We start from the raw sequence: 21321 nt of genomic DNA on the forward strand, positions 1-21321 counted from the left end.
CCAGAAGCGGCCGGCCCGACACACGGGCCGGCGCGGGGGGGGACTTACGGGCTGGTGGTCTTCTGCTTCATGGCGATGCTGACCATGCCCTGGAAGCTGTCAGCCACGGTGATGGCACCCGGGGTCTTCTGCGCGATCTCCAGCGGCATGGCCACCGACGCACCCGGCAGCGCACCGTCGAACAGATCGGCAGCCAGGTAATCGGTGGCGGCTAGGCCCAGCTCGCGGGTGTTCAGGCTGACCTTCAGCGGTACCGACGGCGTACCCGGCGCATTGCCGATCAGCACCGGTTCGTTGATCAGGCGGACTTCGATGTCCTTGTCGATGTCGTTGGAATAGATGCGCACCTGCTGCGACCAGGAATCAAGACCCGCTCCCGGCTTGTGGACCAACTTGATCGCATCCGGCAGCGGGCTGCCATCGGCCTGCAGCAGGGCCAGCGTCGGGTCGACGTCGGCCAGGACGGTGATGTGGGTTTCGGCGGCATTCGCGGACAGCGAAGCAGTGACCAGCGCTGCAGCCAGCGCGGCCTTCTTGAGCATGTGCATGGTTGTCTCTCTCGGACAGGGGGAATAATCGAAAGCCTCCCTTCCGGCATGACCGGAAGGGAGGCGCCGCCTGCAGAGGTGGTTGCCGGCGACGGAGAGAATGTTAGAAACCCCGTGCGATACAGACCATGCAAGCATTCCTAAAACGTTGAACGTTAAGAAGGATCCTAGAGGCCGTTCAATGTTTGAGGGTTATGCAATTTTCCTCATCCGCTGATTGCAAGAAACTTCATTGCAGGATGAAAGGACTTCTGGTCATGTGCTTCGGATCTGCTCAAAAAGCGTCAGGCCGCGTCGCCGCGGCCTGACGGGTTCCACTCAACGATGCACTCTCAGAAGAAGATTGCGTACAGGATCAGCAGCGGAATCGGCACGCCCAACAGCCAGAGCAGAATCATTTTCATGGCAGGTCTCCTTGCATGGAATGCGGGTTACAGGTCGCGGCGGCGGCCGCCCCAGGTGGCGCTGAGGCTGGCGAAGAACGCGCCGATCAGCAGGGTGATGAACAGCCAGAGCGCGGCATACGCTGCGGCCTTGCGGGCATCGTCGGCCGCCTGCTTGGCGGTGGTCTTTGCCTTCTCCAGCGCGGCACGCATGCGCGTCTGTACATCGGTCACACGGGCCTGCGCTTCGGCCTGGCTCATGCCGGTTTCGCGCGCGATGAGCTGCGACAGGTACTGGGTGTCGGCCGGGTCGAGGCCATCGCCCTGCAGGCTGTTGACGATGATGCGGTTCACTTCGGCGCGCAGTTCACGACGGTCGCCGGCCGGTGCACGGCCCGGCATCGGGCGTGGCGGCGCGATGCCGGCCTCGCGCGGGCCCGCATTCGGTGCCGGCGGCGGGGCCGCGTTCGGATCCATCGGCGCGCCCGGCGGTGGCGGCGCCGCGGGATCGGCAGCACCGGCGTTGGTGGCGCTGCGGAACAGGGAATCCACCCAATAGTTGAGGTCGCCTTCCGGTGCGGCCGCGGCGGCGCTACCGGCACCTGCGGCGGCGACGCCGGCCGTGGATGCAGCGGCGCCTGCAGTGGCGCCGGCCACCTTCGCGCCCGTGCCGAGCACGCCGCCGATGGCCGAGGTCAGCAGGCCCGCAGTCAGCAGCGTGGCCACCGCCCACGACACGAAGCCGTGCGCGGTATCGCGGAAGTAGGTTTCATCGCCGTGGATCTGCGTCCACTTGGTGCGCAGGCGGCCAGCCAGGTAGCCGCCCAGGCCGGAAGCGGCCAGTGCAGTGAAGGTGAGCCAGGCGATGCTGGACCAGCCGAAGGTTTCCTTGCTGACGCCTTCAAACGACCACGGCGACACCGAGGAGAGGCCAAGGCCGACACCGAGGATGAGCAGGATGAGGGAAAGTGCGGCGGCAGCAACGGCGCCGGCCAGGATTGCGCCCCAGGACACGGCGCTTTCGCTGGCGGGTGGCACGATGGGGGCGGTGACGACAGTGGCGACGTCGGGGCCGAGCGCGCCGCGCTCGGGTGGATCGAATCGGGTACTCATTGCGTGGATGCTCCGTCTCGGACGCTGCGGGTGCAGCTGGCGTCCTGAGGCTGCGCGAGCGGTCGTGAAGCTGGCGAGACCCTTGAATCACGCGGTCTTTGCGCGGTGAAGCGTGTGCCAACCAAGGTTGGCACCTACCGAAGGCGGATGCGGTGGTAGATCCACGCCATGCGTGGATGCTTTTCTGCGAACACCACAGAACGTGCCAACCAAGGTTGGCACCCACCACAAGCGCAAAAAAAAACGCCCCGCGGATGCGGGGCGTTTCATCACGCACTACGGCAGGCGATCAGCCCTGGTAGTCGCGCACGTCGCTGCCGGTGTAGACCTGGCGCGGACGGCCGATCTTCATTTCCGGGTCGACCTGCTGTTCCAGCCAATGCGAGACCCAGCCGGAGGTACGGCCCAGGGCGAACATGACGGTGAACATCTCGGTCGGGATCTGCAGCGCCTTGTAGATGATGCCGCTGTAGAAATCGACGTTCGGGTACAGCTTGCGGGCGACGAAGTACTCGTCCTGCAGCGCGGCCTGTTCCAGCTTCACGGCCACGTCCAGCAGCGGATCCTGCACGCCCAGCTGCTTGAGCACCTTGCTGGTCATCTCGCCGATGACCTTGGCGCGCGGGTCGAAGTTCTTGTAGACGCGGTGACCGAAGCCCATCAGGCGGAAGCCGGAGGTCTTGTCCTTGGCCTTGACCACGGCGGACTCGACGTTGTCGGCAGTGCCGATCTCTTCCAGCATCTTCAGCACGGCTTCGTTGGCACCGCCGTGGGCCGGACCCCACAGCGCGGTGACGCCCGCGGCGACCGACGCGTACGGGTTGGCACCGGTCGAGCCGACCAGGCGCACGGTCGAGGTCGAGGCGTTCTGCTCGTGGTCGGCGTGCAGGATGAACAGCAGGTCCAGCGCCTTCACCACGTCCGGGTTCAGATCGTACTGGCCGTCAGCCGACTCGAAGGTCTGCTTCAGGAAGCGGCTGACGTAGTCCAGCGAGGTGTCCGGCTTGTTGGCCGGCAGGCCCTTGCCGTGGCGGTAGATCAGCGCCGACAGGGTCGGCACCTTGGCGATCAGGCGCACGGCGGCCTGGCGGCGCTGTTCGGCGTCGGACAGGTCCAGCGAGTCGTGGTAGATGGCCGACAGCTGCGCGATCGCAGCGGCCAGGATCGCCATCGGATGGGCATCCTTGGCGAAGCTGCCGATCAGGGTGTTGATCGAATCGTCGACGTTGGCTTCGGCAGCCAGCTCATCGGTGAAGGCCTTCAGCTGCTCGGCGCTCGGGCGCTCGCCGTTGATCAGCAGGTAGGCCACTTCGACGTAGCTCGACTTTTCCGACAGCTGTTCGATCGGGTAGCCGCGGTACAGCAGCACGCCCTTGTCGCCGTCGATGTAGGTGATGGCGGACTTGCAGCTGGCCGTCGCGGTGAAACCGGAATCGTAGGTGAAATACCCCGTTTCCTTGGTCAGCTTCGCGATGTCGACGCAGTCGTTGCCAAGGGTGGGTTTGATGACCGGCAGAACGACCGACTTATCGCCGGCGTTGAGCGTGACCTGATCAAGATCGGACACTGTGTGCGCTCCTTCATGGGAAGGCGCCTGCCCAAGCGCATTGGTCAGGCACGTGAATGACGTCCTCGGCCTGTGCCGGGGATCAGGTCATTATCGCACAGCAGCATTTGCCCGGCGCTAGACAGAAGTCGTATACGACAGGCGGCCAGACGCCGGCCGTTGAGCGGCCCGGATCGGCAAACGCGTTGTCACACGAACGCAGTGTTCCGTCCATCCAAACGCCCGTTGGGTTGGCGTTGGGGAAAAACAAACGGCCGCGCAGAGCGCGGCCGTCGGTTCGAAGCTGGATCGACAGATCAGCGCGCGTAGCGCTTCTGGAACTTGTCGATACGGCCCGAGGTGTCGATGACCTTGTGCTTGCCCGTGTAGAACGGGTGCGAAGCCGAGGAAATTTCAACCTTCACCAGCGGGTAGTCGTTGCCGTCTTCCCACTTGATGGTTTCCTTCGTCGCCATGGTCGAGCGGGTCAGGATCTTGAAATCGGAGGTGACGTCATGGAAGACGACGTCGCGGTAGTTCGGATGGATATCGGCCTTCATGGGCTCACACCGTAAATGGGCTGGTGGTCAAGAGCGGCATTATAAGCACCGGTTGCCGCCCGGGGCAACCGGTGCCGGGCAATTGACTTCAGTCCGCGCCCAGGGCCTGGCGCACCAGGGCCTCGAAACGCTGCTGGTCGTAGGCCATCAGCAGATCGCAGTTGTCCGGCTGGCCGGTCTGGCGGTTCCAGTCGACGATGGTGGCACCGCGGCTGAACGTGCCGTTCAGTTCCACATTCAGCGGCCGCGATTCGACCTGCAGCTGCCCTTCCGGGTTCAGCGCCCAGGCCATGGCCACCGCATCGGCGGTGTACCAGCGGCCGCCCTTGGCGTCTTCCGACAGCGCGCGGGTCTTGCGCGAGATCAGCTCGTAGAAGCGGGCGCGATCGGAATCGGCCTGCAGCCACTGCTCGGCATCTTCCAGCGGCAGGCCGTGGGCGACGGTGGCTTCCCAGTCCGACACCAGCAGGTGCTTGAACGAGGTGAACACCACGTGCGCCGCTTCCGGGTCGAAGGCGATGTTGAATTCGGCCGCCGGAGTGATGTTGCCGTGGCAGGTGACCGCGCCGCCCATCACCACGATGCGCTTGATGCGCTGTGGCAGGGTCGGGTCCAGCTTCAGCGCCAGTGCCAGGTTGGTCAGCGGGCCGAGCATCACCAGCATCAGTTCGCCGGCGTGCTCGTGCGACAGGCGCAGGATGGCCAGCGCGGCGTGCTCGGCTTCGGCCTGGCGGCTGGGCGGCGGCAGGTCCACGTCGCCGTAGCCATCACGGCCATGCACGTGGGCAGCGTCGACGGAGGGATGCAGCAGCGGATCCGGGCTGCCGGCAAACACCGGCACGTCGGTGCGGCCGACGATGTCGCAGAGCTTGAGGGCGTTGCGGACGGTGTATTCGAGGCCGACATTGCCGGCGGCGATGGTCAGGGCGACCACGTCGTGCCGTTCATCGGCGAAGGCCATCAGCAGGGCCAGGGCGTCGTCCACACCGGGGTCGGTGTCGATCAACAGCGGGATCTTGTGGGTCATCGTTGCCGTCTTCAGATCGGCAACGAAGTGTGGACCGGGTTGATGACCGTTGCAAGTACGGGGTGTTGGGGGTTCGGCAGGGCTGCGCCCTGCACCCGCCGAATCAACGGCAAACGCCAGAGCAACGGCAAAAGCTGGTTTCCTGGGGTATGGCGGGGTGGGTCCGGTGGCGGGGGACGCCGTGAACCCGTCCATGGGGGCTTGGCCGCGGCATCCATGCCGCAGACACCCCCGCAACCGGACCCACCCCGCCTTCGACAGATCGCTACTGTTGTCCGTAGGTGTCGACCTTGGTCGACATATCCACGAGATGATCGAAAAGGCTGTCTGTAGAGTCGAGCCATGCTCGACTCCCGCGCGCAGCGCGAACGGCAGCCGAGCACGGCTGTACAGTAGATCCACGCCATGCGTGGATGAGCGTGCCGGAAATGGGGTCAGAGCCCTTTGCTGTGCAAAGGGCTCTGACCCCACCACTCACGCCGAGGCGTAACGCACGGCGGTGCCGATCCAGCGCTGTACCACGCGGTCGGCCAGCGCGGGTTGCTGGGCCAGCAGGCGCTCGGCCAGGTCGTGCACGCCGGGCAGCAGGCCGGCGTCGCGGGCCAGGTCGGCAATGCGGAAACCGGCCAGGCCGGTCTGCCGCGTACCCAGCAGTTCGCCGGGGCCGCGCAGCTCCAGATCCTTTTCGGCAATGACGAAACCATCGTTGGTTTCGCGCATGGTCTGCAGGCGCTCACGCGCCATCTGCGAAAGCGGTGCCTGGTACAGCAGCACGCAGCGCGATACCGCTGAACCTCGACCGACGCGGCCGCGCAGCTGGTGCAGCTGCGCCAGGCCGAGGCGCTCGGCATTCTCGATCACCATCAGCGAGGCATTCGGTACGTCCACGCCCACTTCGATGACGGTGGTCGCCACCAGCAGATCGATCTCGCCGGCCTTGAACGCCACCATCGTGGCCAGCTTTTCCGCAGCCTTCAAGCGGCCATGCACCAGGCCCACACGCACTCCCGGCAGCAGCGCCTGCAGCGATTCGTAGGTGGCCTGCGCGGGGGTGGCATCCAGCTCTTCGCTTTCCTCGATGAGCGTGCACACCCAGTACACCTGCCGCCCTTCCTGGCAGGCCAGCGCAATGCGCTCGATCAGCTCCGGGCGACGGTCATTGTTCAGTGCGACGGTCTGCACCGGCGTGCGGCCCGGTGGCAGTTCGTCGATGGCCGATACATCCAGGTCTGCGTATTCGGACATCGCCAGCGTGCGCGGAATCGGCGTGGCAGTCATCACCAGCTGGTGCGGCACGCTGTTGCCGCCCGCCCCCTTGTCGCGCAGCGCCAACCGCTGGTGCACGCCGAAGCGGTGCTGCTCGTCAACGATGGCCAGGGCCAGGTCCTGGAACACCACCGCTTCCTGCATCAGCGCGTGGGTGCCGACCACCACCTGCGCTTCGCCAGTGGCGACCTGTTCCATCACCTTGGCGCGCGCCTTGCCGGTGACCTTGCCGGCCAGCCACGCGATGCGCACACCGAGCGGTTCCAGCCAGCCACGCAGGTTGTTGAGGTGCTGCTCGGCCAGCAGTTCGGTGGGTGCGGCCAATGCGACCTGCTTGCCCTGCTCCACCGCCAGCATCGCCGCCAGCGCGGCGACCACGGTCTTGCCTGAGCCGACATCGCCCTGCACCAGCCGCAGCATCGGGCTGGGCCGTGCAAGGTCCTCGCGGATCTGCTTGAACACGCGCGCCTGTGCGCCGGTCAGTGCGAACGGCAACTGCTTGAGCAGCGCCTTGGCCAGCTTGCCCGGACCTGCCAACGGCGGCGCATGGTGCGCCTGCAACGCGATGCGCTGGCGACGCAGGCTGAGGTGGTGGGCCAGCAGTTCTTCCATCGCCAGGCGGCGCTGGGCCGGATGAGTGCCGGCCGCCAGCGCGGCCAGATCGGCATCCGGCGGCGGCCGGTGCACGGTCAGCAGCGCGCTGCGCAGCGACGGCAGGCCGAGGCCATCGAGCCAACCATTGGGCAGCAGTTCCAGCGTGCTTTCCTCGGGCAGGCGGTCCAGCGCCTGCCCGATCAGCTTGCGCATGGTCATCGGGCCGACGCCTTCGACGGTGGGATACACCGGGTCGAGGCGGTCGCCGAGTTCGGGATCGTCGTTGCGGCCCAGCACCTGATAGCTGGGGTGGACGATTTCCAGGCCGAGGTGGCCGGGCTTGGGCGTGCCGAAGCAGCGCAGCCGGTTGCCGACCGCGAACTGGCCGACCTGCTGCTGGCGGAAGTGGAAGAAGCGCAGCACCAGGGTGCCCTGCCCTTCGTCTTCCACCGCCACCTTCAGCATCGGCCGGTAGCGCATGCCGCGCTCGACCGCGACCACCCGCCCTTCCACCTGCGCCGGCACGCCGTTGCGCAGGTCTTCGATGCGGGTCAGCCGGGTGCGGTCTTCATAGCGCAGCGGCAGGTGAAGCCAGAGATCCTGCAGGGTGGCCAGGCCACGCGCCTGCAGTTTGGCGGCCACGGCCGGACCGACGCCAGCGAGCATCGCCAGGGATGCTTCGCCGGACGGTGACAGGACCGGGGTGACCGCCGCCTTGCGTGCCACGTGGCGGTCAGTCGATGACCATCACCGCGTCGACCTCGAAGTTGGCGCCCTTCGGCAGGCCGGAGACTTCGATGGTGGAACGGGCCGGGTACGGGGCCTGGAAGTAGTCCTGCATGACCGCGTTGACCTTGGCGAACTCGCCCAGGTCGGTCAGGTACAGGCCCAGGCGCACGACCTTGTCCAGCGAGCCGCCGGCGGCTTCGGCCACGGCCTTGAGGTTGTCGAAGGCGCGGCGGGCCTGTGCCTCGACGTCACCGGCGCCGACGATGTCGCCGGTAGCCGGGTCGAGCGGGATCTGGCCGGAGAAATACACGGTGTTGCCGGCGCGCACGGCCTGCGAGTACGGGCCGATGGCGGCGGGAGCCTTTTCGGTGTTGATGATCTGGCGGGACATGGGTCGCTCCGGTGCTTGGGGGAAAACAGAGCGGTGATTGTACCGGGTGGGCGCGATGTCGGCTGGGGTCGGATCCGTTTCCCGGCGGGAAACGGATCCGACCCCGTGCGTTCCGCCAAGGGGTCAGAGCCCTCTCCGTTGGAGAGGGATCCGACCCCAGGTTCGCGTTACTGGCGGCGCACCGACTGCACGACCGACAGGCGCCGCAGGCGGCGCATCACTTCGGCCAGGTGGTTGCGGTCGCGAACCTGGATGTTGAACGCCAGCACGGCGGCGTTGAAGTCGCGGTCCAGGTAGTCCACGCGCTCGATGTTGGAGTGGCTCTGGGCGATGGCGGCGGCCAGCTGCGCCAGCACGCCGGTGCCGTTCTCCACTTCCACCACCAGCGAGGTGTCGTAGTCGCCGGACACGGTGGTGTCCCAGCCGATCGGCACCCAGCGCTCGGGCGACTTGCGCAGCTCGGCCAGGTTCGGGCAGTCCATGCGGTGCACCACGATGCCCTTGCCGGCGGTGTGGTAGCCCATGATCTCGTCGCCGGGAATCGGCTGGCAGCAGCCGGCGAAGGTGACCACGCCACGCTCGCTGCCGTTGATCAGGATCTTTTCCTGCGAATGGTGGCGCGAATGCGGACCGCCACGCAGTTCGGCGTAGGCCATCAGTGCCTGCGCGGCCTGGGTCGGCATCCAGTTGCCCAGCGCGACCTCGGCCAGCAGGGCTTCCAGGCGCGGGAAGCGGTGTTCGGTGAGGAATGCATCCAGGCGCCCCTTCGGCAGCCGTTCCAGCGACGAGTCCATCGCTTCCAGCGCGCGGTCGAGCATGCGGTGGCCCAGCTGCACGGCGTCCTCGTGCTCCAGCTGCTTGAGCTGGTGGCGGATGGCGGTGCGCGCCTTGCTGGTGACCACGAATTCCAGCCACTGCGGTTTCGGCGTGGCCGAGCGTGCGGTGATGATCTCCACCGACTGGCCCGACACCAGCTTGGTGCGCAGCGGCACCAGTTTCTTGTCCACGCGCGAGGCCACGGCCATGTTGCCGACGTCGGTATGCACGGCGTAGGCGAAATCGAGCGCGGTGGAGTTGCGCGGCAGGGCCAGGATCTTGCCCTTCGGGGTGAACAGGTAGACCTCGTCCGGGAACAGGTCGACCTTGACGTTGTCGAGGAACTCCAGCGAAGAACCGGCGGCGCGCTGCGAGTCGATCAGTTCGACGATCCAGGCATGCGCGCGGCTCTGCGCACTGTTGGGCGAATCGCCGCCGAACTTGTAGGTCCAGTGCGCGGCCACGCCGCGTTCGGCGATCAGGTCCATTTCCTCGGTACGGATCTGCACTTCGATCGGCGAGCCATACGGCCCGAACAGCACGGTGTGCAGCGACTGGTAACCGTTGGCCTTGGGGATGGCGATGAAGTCGCGGAAACGGCCATCCAGCGGCTTGAAGGTGGCGTGCACCGAACCCAGCGCGTGGTAGCAGCTGGGCACGCTGCGCACGACCAGGCGGAAGCCGAACACGTCCATCACCTGGTCGAAGGATTTGTTCTCGTCGCGCATCTTGTTGTAGATGCTCCACGGGGTCTTGATGCGGCTGATCAGCCGATGCTCGATCCCCTCCTTGGCCAGGCGCTGCGACAGCTGCACTTCCACCTGCGCCATCGCCTCGCGGCGCACCACCGGCTGGCTGCGGATGTGCTTTTCAATGATGGCGTGGCGCCACGGGTACAGCGCCTTGAAACCGAGGTTCTGCAGCTCGCTCTTGACCAGGCTCATGCCCAGGCGCTGGGCGATGGGCGCGTAGATCTCCAGCGTCTCGCGGGCGATGCGGCCACGCGCTTCGCGGCTCTGTGCACCCAGCGTGCGCATGTTGTGCAGGCGGTCGGCCAGCTTGATCATGATCACGCGCAGGTCGCGCGACATCGCCAGCAGCATCTTGCGGAAGCTCTCGGCGGCCGCTTCCTGGCGGTCGCGGAACTTCAGCTTGTCCAGCTTGGTCACGCCGTCGACCAGTTCGGCCACGGCTTCGCCGAACTCGGCAGCCAGCGCCTCACGGGTCAGCGGGGTGTCTTCGATGGTGTCGTGCAGGATCGCGGCGATCAGCGCTTCCACGTCCAGGCCGAGCTCGGCCAGCACCTGCGCCACGGCCACCGGATGGGTGATATAGGGCTCGCCCGACTTGCGCGTCTGCCCGGCGTGCGCGGCAGCTCCGACTTCCCAAGCGCGGCGCAACAGTGGCAGCTGTTCCGGCGGCAGGTAATGGGCGGCGCGTTCAAGCTGGAGGACGTAGTCGGGTACGGCGGCAGCGGGGGCTGCGGCGACCTTGGCAGTGGGGCCTGGGTTCATGCCCGAAGCCTATTCCAGCGCGACGTTTACGGCAAATCCTGAATGCGAAACAGCCCGCACGGGGCGGGCTGTTCGGCGATCCAGCAATGACGTTGATCGATGCGATCAATCGTCGTTCTTGGACATGTCTTCGTCGGCGACCACTTCGGCGGCGGCCCACTCCAGCGCTTCGCGCTCGGCGCGCTCACGCTCGGCCTTCTCGACTTCGTCGATCAGCGCGTTGTCGATCTTGCGGGCGGCGATTTCGCGCAGCGCCAGCACGGTCGGCTTGTCCTCGGTCTCGCTGTTGTCCAGCGTGGCCTGCACGCCGTTGGCGAGCTGGCGGGCACGCTTGGAAGCCATCATGACCAGTTCGAAACGGTTGTTAACGACTTCCAGGCAATCTTCTACGGTGATGCGGGCCATACGGGCTCCCGGCGACCGGTCGGCCGCTCAGTCGAATGAGGGAAAGGGGACGGAGTGTACTGGCAGGGGCTGGACAAAATCAAGCCAACCCCCACCCGATTCTTTTGGAATCAGTCAGTTGCACCCGGATCGGGGGTCAACAGGGCCTGGATCAGGCCGGCATGGCGGACCTTCTGGGCCTCCCGGCGCAGACGGCTGGCGGTGAAGATGGCGCACAGCTCGTCCACCGCGGTGTCGAACACCTCGTTGACGATGACGTAGTCGAACTCGTTGAAGTGCAGCATTTCATCGCGGGCCGCGCCCAGGCGCTGGGCGATGACCGCCTCGCTGTCCTGGCCGCGCTTGCGCATGCGGTCCTGCAGGGCCTGCTTGGACGGCGGCAGGATGAACACGGTGACCGTGCCCGGCACCAGCTGGCGCACCTGCTGGGCACCCTGCCAGTCGATTTCCAGCAGCACGTCCTGGCCGGCGGCCAGCTGCGGCTCCACCGACTGGCGGGCGGTGCCCTTCCAGTCGCCGTGCACCCAGGCATGCTCGAAGAAGTCGCCGTCGGCGATCATTTCCTCGAACTTCTCCGCAGAGACGAAATGGTAGTGCTGGCCGTTCACTTCGCCCGGGCGCATCGCGCGCGAGGTGAAGGAGATCGACAAGGCGATCTGCGGGTCGCGCGCCAGGGTGGCATTGACGATGCTGCTCTTGCCGGCACCGGACGGGGCGGCAACGATGTACAGCGTGCCGCGCGCAACGGCGTCCGACGGCTTCGACGGGGCGCTCATGCGCGGAACCCAACTGGTTGATTTCGCAAAATTTTTCCTCGGTGTTCCAGATCCGGCGCGGAGGATCGCGCCAGGACGGCGGGGGCTGCGCGGAACATCCTGGAACCAGGCCCGGCAGACGCTTCCCCGGGGTGCGGGCACGCAACTTTACCAGAGCGGCCCCTTTCCGCGCCCGTCCTGCGGGCGCCGGCCCTTGTGCCACATGGGCATCCGGGGGCCTGTGCTATAACCGGGCCGTACCTACCGACAGCCGGGTGGTCTGCCTGCCGCCCCGCCATCCAAGGAGAACGGCATGCCCTCGATGAGTCGCCGCCAGTTCCTGAAGGTCACCGGGACAACCCTGGTGGGCTCCAGCCTGGCCCTGATGGGCTTCGCGCCCGGCATCGCGCTCGCGGAGGTCCGGCAATACAAGCTGACCCGCGCGACCGAGACCCGCAACACCTGCACATACTGCTCGGTGGCCTGCGGCATCCTGATGTACAGCCTCGGCGATGGCGCCAAGAACGCCGAGCCGAGCATCTTCCATATCGAGGGCGACCCGGACCATCCGGTGAACCGCGGCACGCTGTGCCCGAAGGGTGCCGGCCTGGCCGACATCATCCACAGCAAATCGCGCCTGCTCTACCCCGAGTACCGCGCACCGGGCTCGAACGAGTGGAAGCGGCTGAGCTGGGACGATGCACTGGACCGCATCGCACGGCTGATGAAGGAAGACCGCGACGCCAACTTCGTGCAGAAGAACGAAGCCGGGCAGACGGTCAACCGCTGGCTGACCACCGGCATGCTGGCGGCCTCGGCCACCAGCAATGAAACCGCGGTACTGACCCACAAGGTCGTGCGCTCCCTGGGCATGCTGGCATTCGACAACCAGGCACGTGTCTGACACGGCCCGACGGTGGCAGGTCTTGCCCCGACGCTAGGCCGTGGTGCGATGACGAATCACTGGGTCGACATCAAGAATGCCGACCTGATCCTGATCATGGGTGGCAATGCCGCCGAGGCGCACCCGTGCGGGTTCAAATGGGTGACCGAGGCCAAGGCACACAACAAGGCACGCCTGATCGTGGTCGATCCGCGCTTCAACCGCTCGGCTGCGGTGGCCGACGTGTACGCGCCGATCCGCACGGGCACCGACATCGTGTTCCTGGGCGGCCTGATCAACTACCTGCTGACCGAGGACCGCATCCAGCACGAGTACGTGCTGAACTACACCGACATGTCGTTCCTGGTGAAGGACGAATTCGCCTTCAAGGACGGCCTGTATTCGGGATACGACGCGCAGAAGCGCAGCTATGACCGCTCCAGCTGGGACTACGTGTACGGCGATGATGGCTTCGTGCGCAGTGACCCGACGCTGAAGGACCCGCGCTGCGTCTACACCCTGCTCAAGCAGCACTATGCGCGCTACACCGTGGAGATGGTCGAGCGCATCTGCGGCACGCCGGCCGACAGCATCCGCCAGATCTGGGACATGATCGCGTCCACCGCCGGCAAGGACAAGGCGATGGCCATCCTGTACGCGCTGGGCTGGACGCAGCACTCCATCGGTGCGCAGAACGTGCGTGCCGGCACCATGGTGCAGCTGCTGCTGGGCAACATCGGCGTGGCCGGTGGCGGCATGAACGCACTGCGCGGGCATTCCAACATCCAGGGCCTGACCGACATCGGCCTGATGTCCGACCTGCTGCCCGGCTACCTGACGTTGCCGAGACAGGACGAGCAGGACTACGACGCTTACATCGCAAAGCGCACGCAGAAGCCGCTGCGCGCCAACCAGATGTCGTTCTGGCAGAACTACCCCAAGTTCCACGTCAGCCTGATGAAGTCGTGGTGGGGTGATGCCGCCACCGCCGACAACAACTGGTGCTTCGACCATCTGCCCAAGCTCGACAAGCCGTACGACATGCTGCAGGCGTACGAGCTGATGAACGAAGGCAAGATCCACGGCTACATCTGCCAGGGCTTCAACCCGCTGGCCTCGGCGCCGAACAAGGGCAAGCTGATCAGCGCGTTCTCCAAGCTGAAGTTCATGGTCAGCATGGACCCGCTGGAAACCGAGACCATCGCGTTCTGGCAGAACCACGGCGCGTTGAACGACGTCGATCCCAGCGCGATCCAGACCGAGGTGTTCCGACTGCCGACCACATCGTTCGCCGAGGAGAACGGCGCGGTAGTGAATTCCTCGCGCTGGCTGCAGTGGCACTGGAAGGGCGCCAATCCGCCGGGTGAAGCGCGCAGCGACATCGAGATCATGTCCGAGCTGTTCCATCGCATCAAGGCGATGTACGAGAAGGACGGCGGCGCCTGGTGGGATCCCGTGCGCGACCTGGCCTGGAAGTATTCCAACCCCGAGGCACCGACGCCGGAAGAGCTGGCGATGGAATACAACGGCAAGGCGCTGGTGGACGTGTTCGATCCGAAGGACCCGACCAAGCTGGTGCGCAAGGCCGGCGAGCAGCTGGCCGCGTTCGGCGACCTGCGCGACGACGGCAGCACCTCCTCCGGCTGCTGGATCTACATCGGCGCATGGGGCCCGACTGGCAACATGATGGCGCGGCGTGACAACAGCGACCCGACCGGCATCGGCAATACCCTGGGCTGGGCTTGGGCGTGGCCGGCCAACCGCCGCGTGATGTACAACCGCGCCTCCTGTGACGTGGCCGGGCAACCGTTCGACCCGCGGCGCACGCTGCTGGCCTGGAACGGCAAGAACTGGGGCAGCGTGGACGTGCCGGACTTCAAGGCCGACGAAGATCCGGCCGGTGGCATGGGCCCGTTCATCATGAACCCGGAAGGCATTGCCCGTTTCTTCGCCAAGGCCGGCATGGCCGAAGGCCCGTTCCCGGAGCACTACGAACCGTTCGACACCCCGCTGCGCAGCAACCCGCTCAGCCCCGGCCAGGCGCAGACGCTGAACAACCCGGCCGCCCGCGTGTTCGCCAGCGACCGGGCGCAGATCGGCTCGCCGGACGAATACCCGCACGTGGCCACCACCTACCGCCTGACCGAGCATTTCCACTTCTGGACCAAGCACGGCAAGCTCAATGCCATCATCCAGCCCGAGCAGTTCGTCGAGATCGGCGCCGCACTGGCCGACGAGCTGGGCATCAACAACGGCAGCCGCGTGCGCGTGAGTTCCAAGCGCGGCCATATCGAAGCCGTGGCGATGGTGACCAAGCGCATCAAGGCCCTGCAGATCGATGGCAAGACCGTGCACCAGGTGGGCATACCGATCCACTGGGGTTTCCTCGGTGCAGCCAAGCCCGGCTACATCGCCAATACGCTGACCAACGCCATCGGTGACGGCAACTCGCAGACGCCCGAATCGAAGTGCATCCTGGTCAAGGTCGAGAAGGTGTAGGAGACACGCCATGTCACTGCAATCGCTGGACATCATTCGCCGCTCGGCCACCACCACGCCCTCGCCACAGGCGCGCAGCGCACACACCGGCCAGGTCGCCAAGCTCATCGACGTGAGCAAGTGCATCGGCTGCAAGGCCTGCCAGGTCGCGTGCATGGAGTGGAACGACCTGCGCGACGAAGTCGGCAGCTGCGTCGGCAGCTACGACAATCCGCCGGACCTCAGCGACCAGTCGTGGACGGTGATGAAGTTCCGCGAATACGAGGATGAGAAGGGCAAGCTGGAGTGGCTGATCCGCAAGGAAGGCTGCATGCACTGCAGCGACCCGGGCTGCCTGAAGGCCTGCCCCTCGCCCGGCGCGATCATCCAGTACGCCAACGGCATCGTCGACTTCCAGGAAGAGAACTGCATCGGCTGCGGCTACTGCGTGACCGGCTGCCCGTTCGATGTGCCGCGCATCTCCAAGAAGGACCACAAGGCCTACAAGTGCACGCTGTGCTCGGACCGGGTGGCGGTGGGCCAGGAGCCGGCCTGCGTGAAGACCTGCCCGACCGGCGCGATCACCTTCGGCAGCAAGCAAGCGATGACCGAACATGCCGCCGGCCGCGTCGAAGACCTGAAATCGCGCGGCTACGAGAACGCCGGCCTGTACGACCCGCAGGGCGTGGGCGGCACCCACGTGATGTACGTGCTGCAGCACGTGGACAAGCCGGAGCTGTATGCCGACCTGCCCAAGGACCCGCGGATCAGCCCGATGGTGGAGATCTGGAAGGGCGTGGCCAAGCCCTTGGGCGTGCTGGCGATCGCCGCCACCGCCTTCGCCGGGTTCCTGCATTACATCGGCATCGGCCGCAATACGGTCAATGACGAGGAGGAAGAAGAAGCCGAGCACGAGGCGAAGAAGATCGAAGAGGAGCAGCGGCCATGAAGTACGCACCGCACCCGCGACAGATCATCCGCTACCGCGCGCCGACCCGCATCAACCACTGGATCGTGGCGATCTGCTTCGTACTGACAGCCTTGTCCGGGCTGGCATTGTTCCAACCTGCCCTGTTTCCGCTGACGCAGCTGTTCGGCGGCGGACCGTGGACGCGCATCCTGCACCCGTTCATCGGCCTGGCGATGGTGGTGGGCTTCGCGTTGCTGGCGTTGCGGATGTGGCGTGACAACTTCCTCAGTGCCGATGACCGCGCGTGGATGCGCGGCATGCGCGATGTGCTGCGCAACGAGGACGAGAAGCTGCCGCCGGTGGGCCGTTTCAATGCCGGGCAGAAACTGCTGTTCTGGGCCATCATCGGTTGCCTGTCGGCGCTGCTGCTGACCGGCTTCGTGATCTGGCGGCAGTATTTCAGTCATTTCTTCCCGATCGGGGTGATCCGCTTCTCGGTGCTTGCCCATGCGCTGTTCGGCTGGGTGCTGATCTGCGCGATCGTGGTGCACATCTATGCGGCGATCTGGATCAAGGGATCGGTGCGGGCGATGACCCAGGGCAAGGTGACGTATGGGTGGGCGTACAAGCACCACCGGCAGTGGTTCCGCGACATCCTACGCGGGCGGCGGGAAGAGGGTTAGCGGCAGGGCCTGCGGCCCTGCAGCCGCTTCAAGCCAAGGCAACAGCAACAGCAGCTATCGGTGGGATGGCGGGGCACCGTGGATTTGCGGGGACGCCGTGAACCCGTCCTTGGGGGCTTGGCCGCGGCATCCATGCCGCGGACACCCCGCAAATCCACGGCGCCCCGCCTTCGACAGTTTCCCGCTGCTGTTGGTGGGTGTCGACCTTGGTCGACACGATGAACACGGCAACAACCGATGGGGTCAGATCCGTTTTCCTGTGGAAAACGGATCTGACCCCAACCACTTCAAATGGCCGGCAGCACGCTGGACGCCAGCGCCGACAACGGCGAGGATGGAGCCTGGTTCTTCCGGCTGGCCCTGCATGGCGCAACGCATCCTTGAACCCGGTGAGATCGAGACGCTCGCCTCGCGCGATGTTCCGCGCATCATCCTGCCCGATGTCACTTCCCTGTTCGCCGAGCGCGCGGCGCGACTACGCAGCCTGGCCGCGCACAGCGCCATCGATGGCTACCTGCAACTGCTCGCGGCGTTGGCCGATGCACAGCAGGCAGTGCTGGACGAGCTGACACCGCAGCAGTGCGAGGCGCTGCAAGCGCAGGCGCGCGCGCAGCAATCGAGTGCGGCGGCCAGTGCAGGCATGCCCTTGCGACCGGCCAATACCCTGCAACTCGATGGCTGCTGGCGCAACTGGCTGCGCACGCTGTGCCAGCACTGTGCCGACGAAGCCGGGCTTCCGGTGGAAACCCGGCAGGAGCTGCAGCGCGTCGCCGCTGCCGACGATGCCTGGTTGGATGCGCAGGCCCATGCCGTGCTGGAGCGTGATGACGCGCCATCGGTAGACGCGGTTGCGGCGCTGCTGGTGATGAACGCACTGCAGGTCTACTGGGCAGTGCTCGCGGCCAGCTTCCGCCCCACCGACCTCAAGCCACTGGCGGATGCGCCGGGGCTGTGCCCGCTGTGTGGCACGCTGCCGGTGGCCAGCGTGGTACAGGCGCGTCCGCCCTACGCCTCCTATCGCTACCTGTCGTGCTCGCTGTGCGCCTGCCAGTGGCACTACGTGCGCGTGCAGTGCAGCCAGTGTGGTGCCGCCGGCAAGGACATTGCCTATCGCGCCCTGGCCGAGGTGGACGGCGACAGCGGCGAGGCGGTGCGCGAGAGTGCGGTACGCGCCGAGACCTGCGACCACTGCCACAGCTATCGCAAGATCCTGTATCTGGAGAAAGACCCCTCACTGGAGCCGGTGGCTGATGACCTCGGCACACTGGCGCTGGATCTGCTGCTGGCCGAGGAAGGCTATGCGCGTGCCAGCCAGAATCCGCTGCTGTGGCAATCCGACAGCGACTGACCGATGGCTGCCATGTTCCCCACCCCGGCATCGGTCACCGCCCTGCCCTCGCTGGACCGGTTGCTGCGCCTGCCTGCGCTGGCGGCACTGATCGAACGCCACGGCCGCAGCCGCATAACCCAGCTGCTGCGTTCGCACCTGCAGGGGCTGCGCGACCGTGTCGGCGCCGGCCAGCTGTCGACCGCGCAGCTGCAGGAAACCATCGAAGGCCCTGCGCTGGCCGCGGCACTCGATGCCGAACTGGCCAGCGATGCACGGCTGGACCTGCAGCCGATGTTCAACCTGACCGGCACCGTGCTGCACACCAATCTCGGGCGAGCCCTGTTGCCCGAGGCCGCGGTGAAGGCGGTGACCCGTGCGATGACCGCGCCGGTCGATCTGGAATTCGACATCTCCCGTGGCCGTCGCGGCGACCGCGATACGCGGGTGCAGGCACTGGTCTGCGAGCTGACCGGCGCCGAAGCCGCCACCGTGGTCAACAACAATGCAGCTGCGGTCCTGCTGCTGCTCAACAGCCTGGCCAATCGCCGTGAGGTGGTGGTTTCGCGCGGCGAGCTGGTGGAGATCGGTGGCGCCTTCCGCATTCCCGATGTGATGCGCAGCGCCGGTGCGCGGCTGCTGGAAGTGGGCACCACCAACCGTACCCATCCCACCGACTTCACCAATGCCATCGGTGCGCGTACGGCGCTGCTGATGGAGGTGCATGCCAGCAACTACGCGATCACCGGCTTCACTGCCAAGGTCGACACTGCGGCGATGGCGGGCATCGCGCACGAACATGGCCTGCCGTTGGTCGTGGACCTGGGCAGTGGCAGCCTGTGCGATCTGGCGGCCTTCGGGCTGCCGCACGAGCCCACCGTGCAGGAAGCGCTGGCGGCTGGTGCCGATCTGGTTTCGTTCAGTGGCGACAAGCTGCTGGGTGGTCCCCAGGCCGGCATCATCGCCGGCCGCGCCGACCTGATTGCGCGGATCAACCGCAACCCGCTCAAGCGGGCACTGCGCATGGACAAGATGGGACTGGCCGCGCTGGAAGCGGTGCTGGCCCTGTACCGCGAACCGGAGCTGCTGGCACAACGGCTGCCGACGCTGCGTATCCTGTCGCGTACGCACGACGATGTTTCTGCGCAGGCGCAGCGTCTGCTGCAGCCGGTGCGCGCCGGGCTGGCAGCAGACTACAGCGTCGAATGTGCAGCGATGCACAGCCAGATCGGCAGCGGTGCGCAGCCACAGGCCCAGCTGGCCAGTGCCGGGCTGCGTATCACCTGCACGCGCCGCGGCGGGCTGGATCGCTTGGCCAAGCATCTGCGCCAGCTGCCCCAGCCAGTGCTGGGCCGCATCGCCGATGATGCGTTGTGGCTGGACCTGCGCGGCCTGGAACCCGCCGACGAAGCGCGCTTCGCCGACCAGTGGAGCATGCTGCAGGCATGATCGTCGGCACCGCCGGGCATATCGACCATGGCAAGACCAGCCTGGTGCGGGCACTGACCGGCATCGAAACCGATCGCCTGCAGGAAGAGCGTACGCGCGGCATTTCCATCGAACTGGGCTACGCCTATGTTCCGGTGGAAGCCGCGGACGGCGAAGCCCCCGCAACCACGCTGGGCTTCGTTGATGTGCCCGGCCATGAGCGCTTCGTGCACACGATGGTGGCCGGTGCGACGGGCATCGATGTTGCCCTGCTGGTGATCGCCGCCGACGACGGCGTGATGCCGCAGACCCGTGAGCACCTGGCGATCCTGCAGCTGCTGGGCGTGGACCGCAGTGCGGTGGCCCTGACCAAGATCGACCGCGTGGATGCCGCGCGCCAGGCCCGGGTCGAGATCGAGATCGCTGCCCTGCTGGCCGGCACGCCGCTGCAGGATTCCCCTGTATTCACCTGCAACAGCACCGCACCCAACGATGCTGGCATCAACGCACTGCGTGCCCAGCTGCATGCCTGGGCCGCAGCCGATGCCAGCGCGCGGCAAGCCAGGCTGCGCGGCGAACTGTTCCGCATGCCGGTGGACCGCGTGTTCTCGCTGGCCGGCCACGGCACGCTGGTGACCGGCGCTGTGCACGGCGGCATCGCCACTGTTGGCGAGCACCTGCAGCTGATGCCAGCCGCGACCGACGTACGCGTGCGAAGCATCCACGCGCAGAACCAGGCCAGCGACCACGCGATGGCCGGGCAACGCTGCGCGTTGAACCTGGCCGCAATCGCCCGCGACGACATCCACCGCGGCGACTGGATCGCCGACCCGCGCGCACTGCTGGCCACCACCCGCGTTGATGTGCGCCTGCGGCTTTCCGCGCTGGCACCACCGCTGCGCGACTGGGCGCCGCTGCATATCCACTGGGGCACGATGCACCGGCAGGCCCATGCAGTGCTGCTGGAAGATCGTGACCACGGCAATGGACAGCTCGTGCAGCTGGTGTTCGACGCGCCGGTCTGCGCGATGTGCGGCGATCGCTTCATTGCCCGCGATTCAGCGGCAACCCGTACGCTGGGCGGCGGTGTGGTACTCGATCCGGAGCCGCCACAACGGCGGCGGCGCAGCCCTGCACGCCTGGCGTGGCTGGTGGCGCTGGAACAGCTGGCCACCAGCGCAGATGTTGGCCCGCTGCTTCAGCAGGCGCCCTCCGGAATTCCATTGGCCGCGCTGCAGCGCTACTGCCGGCGCGCCGCCGAACAGATCGATCTTCCTGCAGGCGCGCAGCGCATCGCCACCCGCGACGCCACTGTGGTCATCCTCGCTGCGCACTGGCAGGTGCTGCGCGAACAGATAATCGCCTCACTGCGCGGCTGGCATGAACGACGCCCTGACGAACCCGGTGTCGACAGCGGGCGCCTGCAGCGCAGCACCCTGCCTGCGCTGGCAACGAGCCTGTGGAACGCGCTGCTCCAGGACCTGCTGGACGACGGCAGCGTGCAGCGCGTGGGCGCCTGGTGGCGCCTGCCCGGCCATGACCACGCGCCACCGGAACGCGAGCGCCTGCTGCTCGAACGCGTACTGCCGCAGCTGCATGACGGCGGTTTCGATCCGCCATGGGTGCGCACCCTGGCCGCCGGCTTCGGCCTGGTCGAAGACGAGGTCCGCGCCGCCCTGCGCCGCGCCGCAGCGCGCGGTGAACTGTTCCAGGTAGTACCGGACCTGTTCTATGCGCCGGCCCGCATTGCCGAGCTGGCCGCGATCGTCGCGCAGCTGTCGCAGGCCACCGGCACGGTGGATGCGGCCGCTTTCCGCGATGCCATCGGCCTGGGCCGCAAGCGCAGCATCCAGATCTTGGAGTTCTTCAATCGCGTTGGCTACACTCGACGCGTCGGTGACCAGCATCGGCCACGCGGCGATCTGCAATGGAACGCAGCCCGCGACTGAGTCGACCGGTACCGCG

General features: G+C 66.6%; 16 protein-coding genes. 6 read left to right on the plus strand and 10 right to left on the minus strand.

Translation table 11 applies throughout. The features are described from left to right. Nucleotides 1-44: 44 nt before the first annotated feature. From QP552_RS16755 to gmk, 10 genes are all read right to left on the minus strand, one after another. Nucleotides 45-548, minus strand: coding sequence for a CS1 type fimbrial major subunit (locus tag QP552_RS16755; RefSeq protein WP_111113666.1), 504 nt, complete (start codon nucleotides 546-548; stop codon nucleotides 45-47). A gap of 431 nt (nucleotides 549-979) precedes the next feature. Beyond that, nucleotides 980-2044, minus strand: coding sequence for a hypothetical protein (locus QP552_RS16760; RefSeq protein ID WP_286074103.1), 1065 nt, complete (start codon nucleotides 2042-2044; stop codon nucleotides 980-982). Nucleotides 2045-2333: 289 nt separating this feature from the next. Continuing rightward, the gene (locus QP552_RS16765) at nucleotides 2334-3611 is read right to left on the minus strand and encodes a citrate synthase (protein ID WP_049404024.1); all 1278 of its coding nucleotides are present in this window, start codon (nucleotides 3609-3611) and stop codon (nucleotides 2334-2336) included. A 296-nt stretch (nucleotides 3612-3907) separates the two neighbouring features. Further along, nucleotides 3908-4150 (minus strand): type B 50S ribosomal protein L31, encoded by a 243-nt coding sequence (locus tag QP552_RS16770; RefSeq protein ID WP_010484049.1) that lies wholly within the window; start codon nucleotides 4148-4150, stop codon nucleotides 3908-3910. Nucleotides 4151-4238: 88 nt separating this feature from the next. After that, the gene (locus tag QP552_RS16775; RefSeq protein WP_049432713.1) at nucleotides 4239-5177 is read right to left on the minus strand and encodes a nucleoside hydrolase; all 939 of its coding nucleotides are present in this window, start codon (nucleotides 5175-5177) and stop codon (nucleotides 4239-4241) included. Between the two features lie 474 nt (nucleotides 5178-5651). Beyond that, nucleotides 5652-7763, minus strand: a complete 2112-nt coding sequence (recG, locus tag QP552_RS16780; RefSeq protein ID WP_286074104.1) for an ATP-dependent DNA helicase RecG — start codon at nucleotides 7761-7763, stop codon at nucleotides 5652-5654. 7 nt (nucleotides 7764-7770) lie between these two features. Next, nucleotides 7771-8157, minus strand: coding sequence for a RidA family protein (locus tag QP552_RS16785; RefSeq protein WP_005410875.1), 387 nt, complete (start codon nucleotides 8155-8157; stop codon nucleotides 7771-7773). Between the two features lie 167 nt (nucleotides 8158-8324). Beyond that, nucleotides 8325-10487, minus strand: a complete 2163-nt coding sequence (locus tag QP552_RS16790) for a bifunctional (p)ppGpp synthetase/guanosine-3',5'-bis(diphosphate) 3'-pyrophosphohydrolase (RefSeq protein WP_106551287.1) — start codon at nucleotides 10485-10487, stop codon at nucleotides 8325-8327. 105 nt (nucleotides 10488-10592) lie between these two features. Next, entirely contained in the window at nucleotides 10593-10892 is a 300-nt protein-coding gene (rpoZ, locus tag QP552_RS16795) for a DNA-directed RNA polymerase subunit omega (protein ID WP_005410877.1), read from the minus strand. 110 nt (nucleotides 10893-11002) lie between these two features. Further along, complete coding sequence (gene gmk, locus QP552_RS16800) at nucleotides 11003-11668, minus strand: guanylate kinase (RefSeq protein WP_111111360.1); 666 nt, start codon at nucleotides 11666-11668, stop codon at nucleotides 11003-11005. A 292-nt stretch (nucleotides 11669-11960) separates the two neighbouring features. On the opposite strand from gmk, the gene fdnG reads away from it, so the two are divergent. The 6 genes from fdnG to selB all read left to right on the plus strand — a co-directional run bounded on the left by fdnG (nucleotide 11961) and on the right by selB (nucleotide 21305). Continuing rightward, a complete protein-coding gene (gene fdnG / locus QP552_RS16805) occupies nucleotides 11961-15029 on the plus strand; it encodes a formate dehydrogenase-N subunit alpha (protein ID WP_286074105.1) in 3069 nt (1022 codons plus the stop codon). 10 nt (nucleotides 15030-15039) lie between these two features. Further along, a complete protein-coding gene (fdxH, locus tag QP552_RS16810; RefSeq protein WP_049432603.1) occupies nucleotides 15040-15957 on the plus strand; it encodes a formate dehydrogenase subunit beta in 918 nt (305 codons plus the stop codon). After that, complete coding sequence (locus QP552_RS16815; RefSeq protein ID WP_286074106.1) at nucleotides 15954-16601, plus strand: formate dehydrogenase subunit gamma; 648 nt, start codon at nucleotides 15954-15956, stop codon at nucleotides 16599-16601. Before fdxH ends, QP552_RS16815 begins: the two co-directional genes overlap by 4 nt. 364 nt (nucleotides 16602-16965) lie before the next feature. Continuing rightward, the gene (fdhE, locus tag QP552_RS16820) at nucleotides 16966-17949 is read left to right on the plus strand and encodes a formate dehydrogenase accessory protein FdhE (protein WP_286074107.1); all 984 of its coding nucleotides are present in this window, start codon (nucleotides 16966-16968) and stop codon (nucleotides 17947-17949) included. Nucleotides 17950-17952: 3 nt separating this feature from the next. After that, nucleotides 17953-19377 carry an L-seryl-tRNA(Sec) selenium transferase gene (selA, locus tag QP552_RS16825; RefSeq protein WP_286074108.1) on the plus strand — a complete coding sequence of 475 codons (1425 nt, stop codon included), beginning with the start codon at nucleotides 17953-17955 and terminating at the stop codon, nucleotides 19375-19377. Next, the gene (gene selB, locus QP552_RS16830; RefSeq protein ID WP_286074109.1) at nucleotides 19374-21305 is read left to right on the plus strand and encodes a selenocysteine-specific translation elongation factor; all 1932 of its coding nucleotides are present in this window, start codon (nucleotides 19374-19376) and stop codon (nucleotides 21303-21305) included. The genes selA and selB overlap by 4 nt, the downstream gene beginning before the upstream one ends. Nucleotides 21306-21321: the final 16 nt, after the last annotated feature.

This window comes from Stenotrophomonas sp. 59 (genome assembly GCF_030291095.1).
In the GTDB taxonomy this organism is placed as follows: domain Bacteria; phylum Pseudomonadota; class Gammaproteobacteria; order Xanthomonadales; family Xanthomonadaceae; genus Stenotrophomonas; species Stenotrophomonas maltophilia_Q.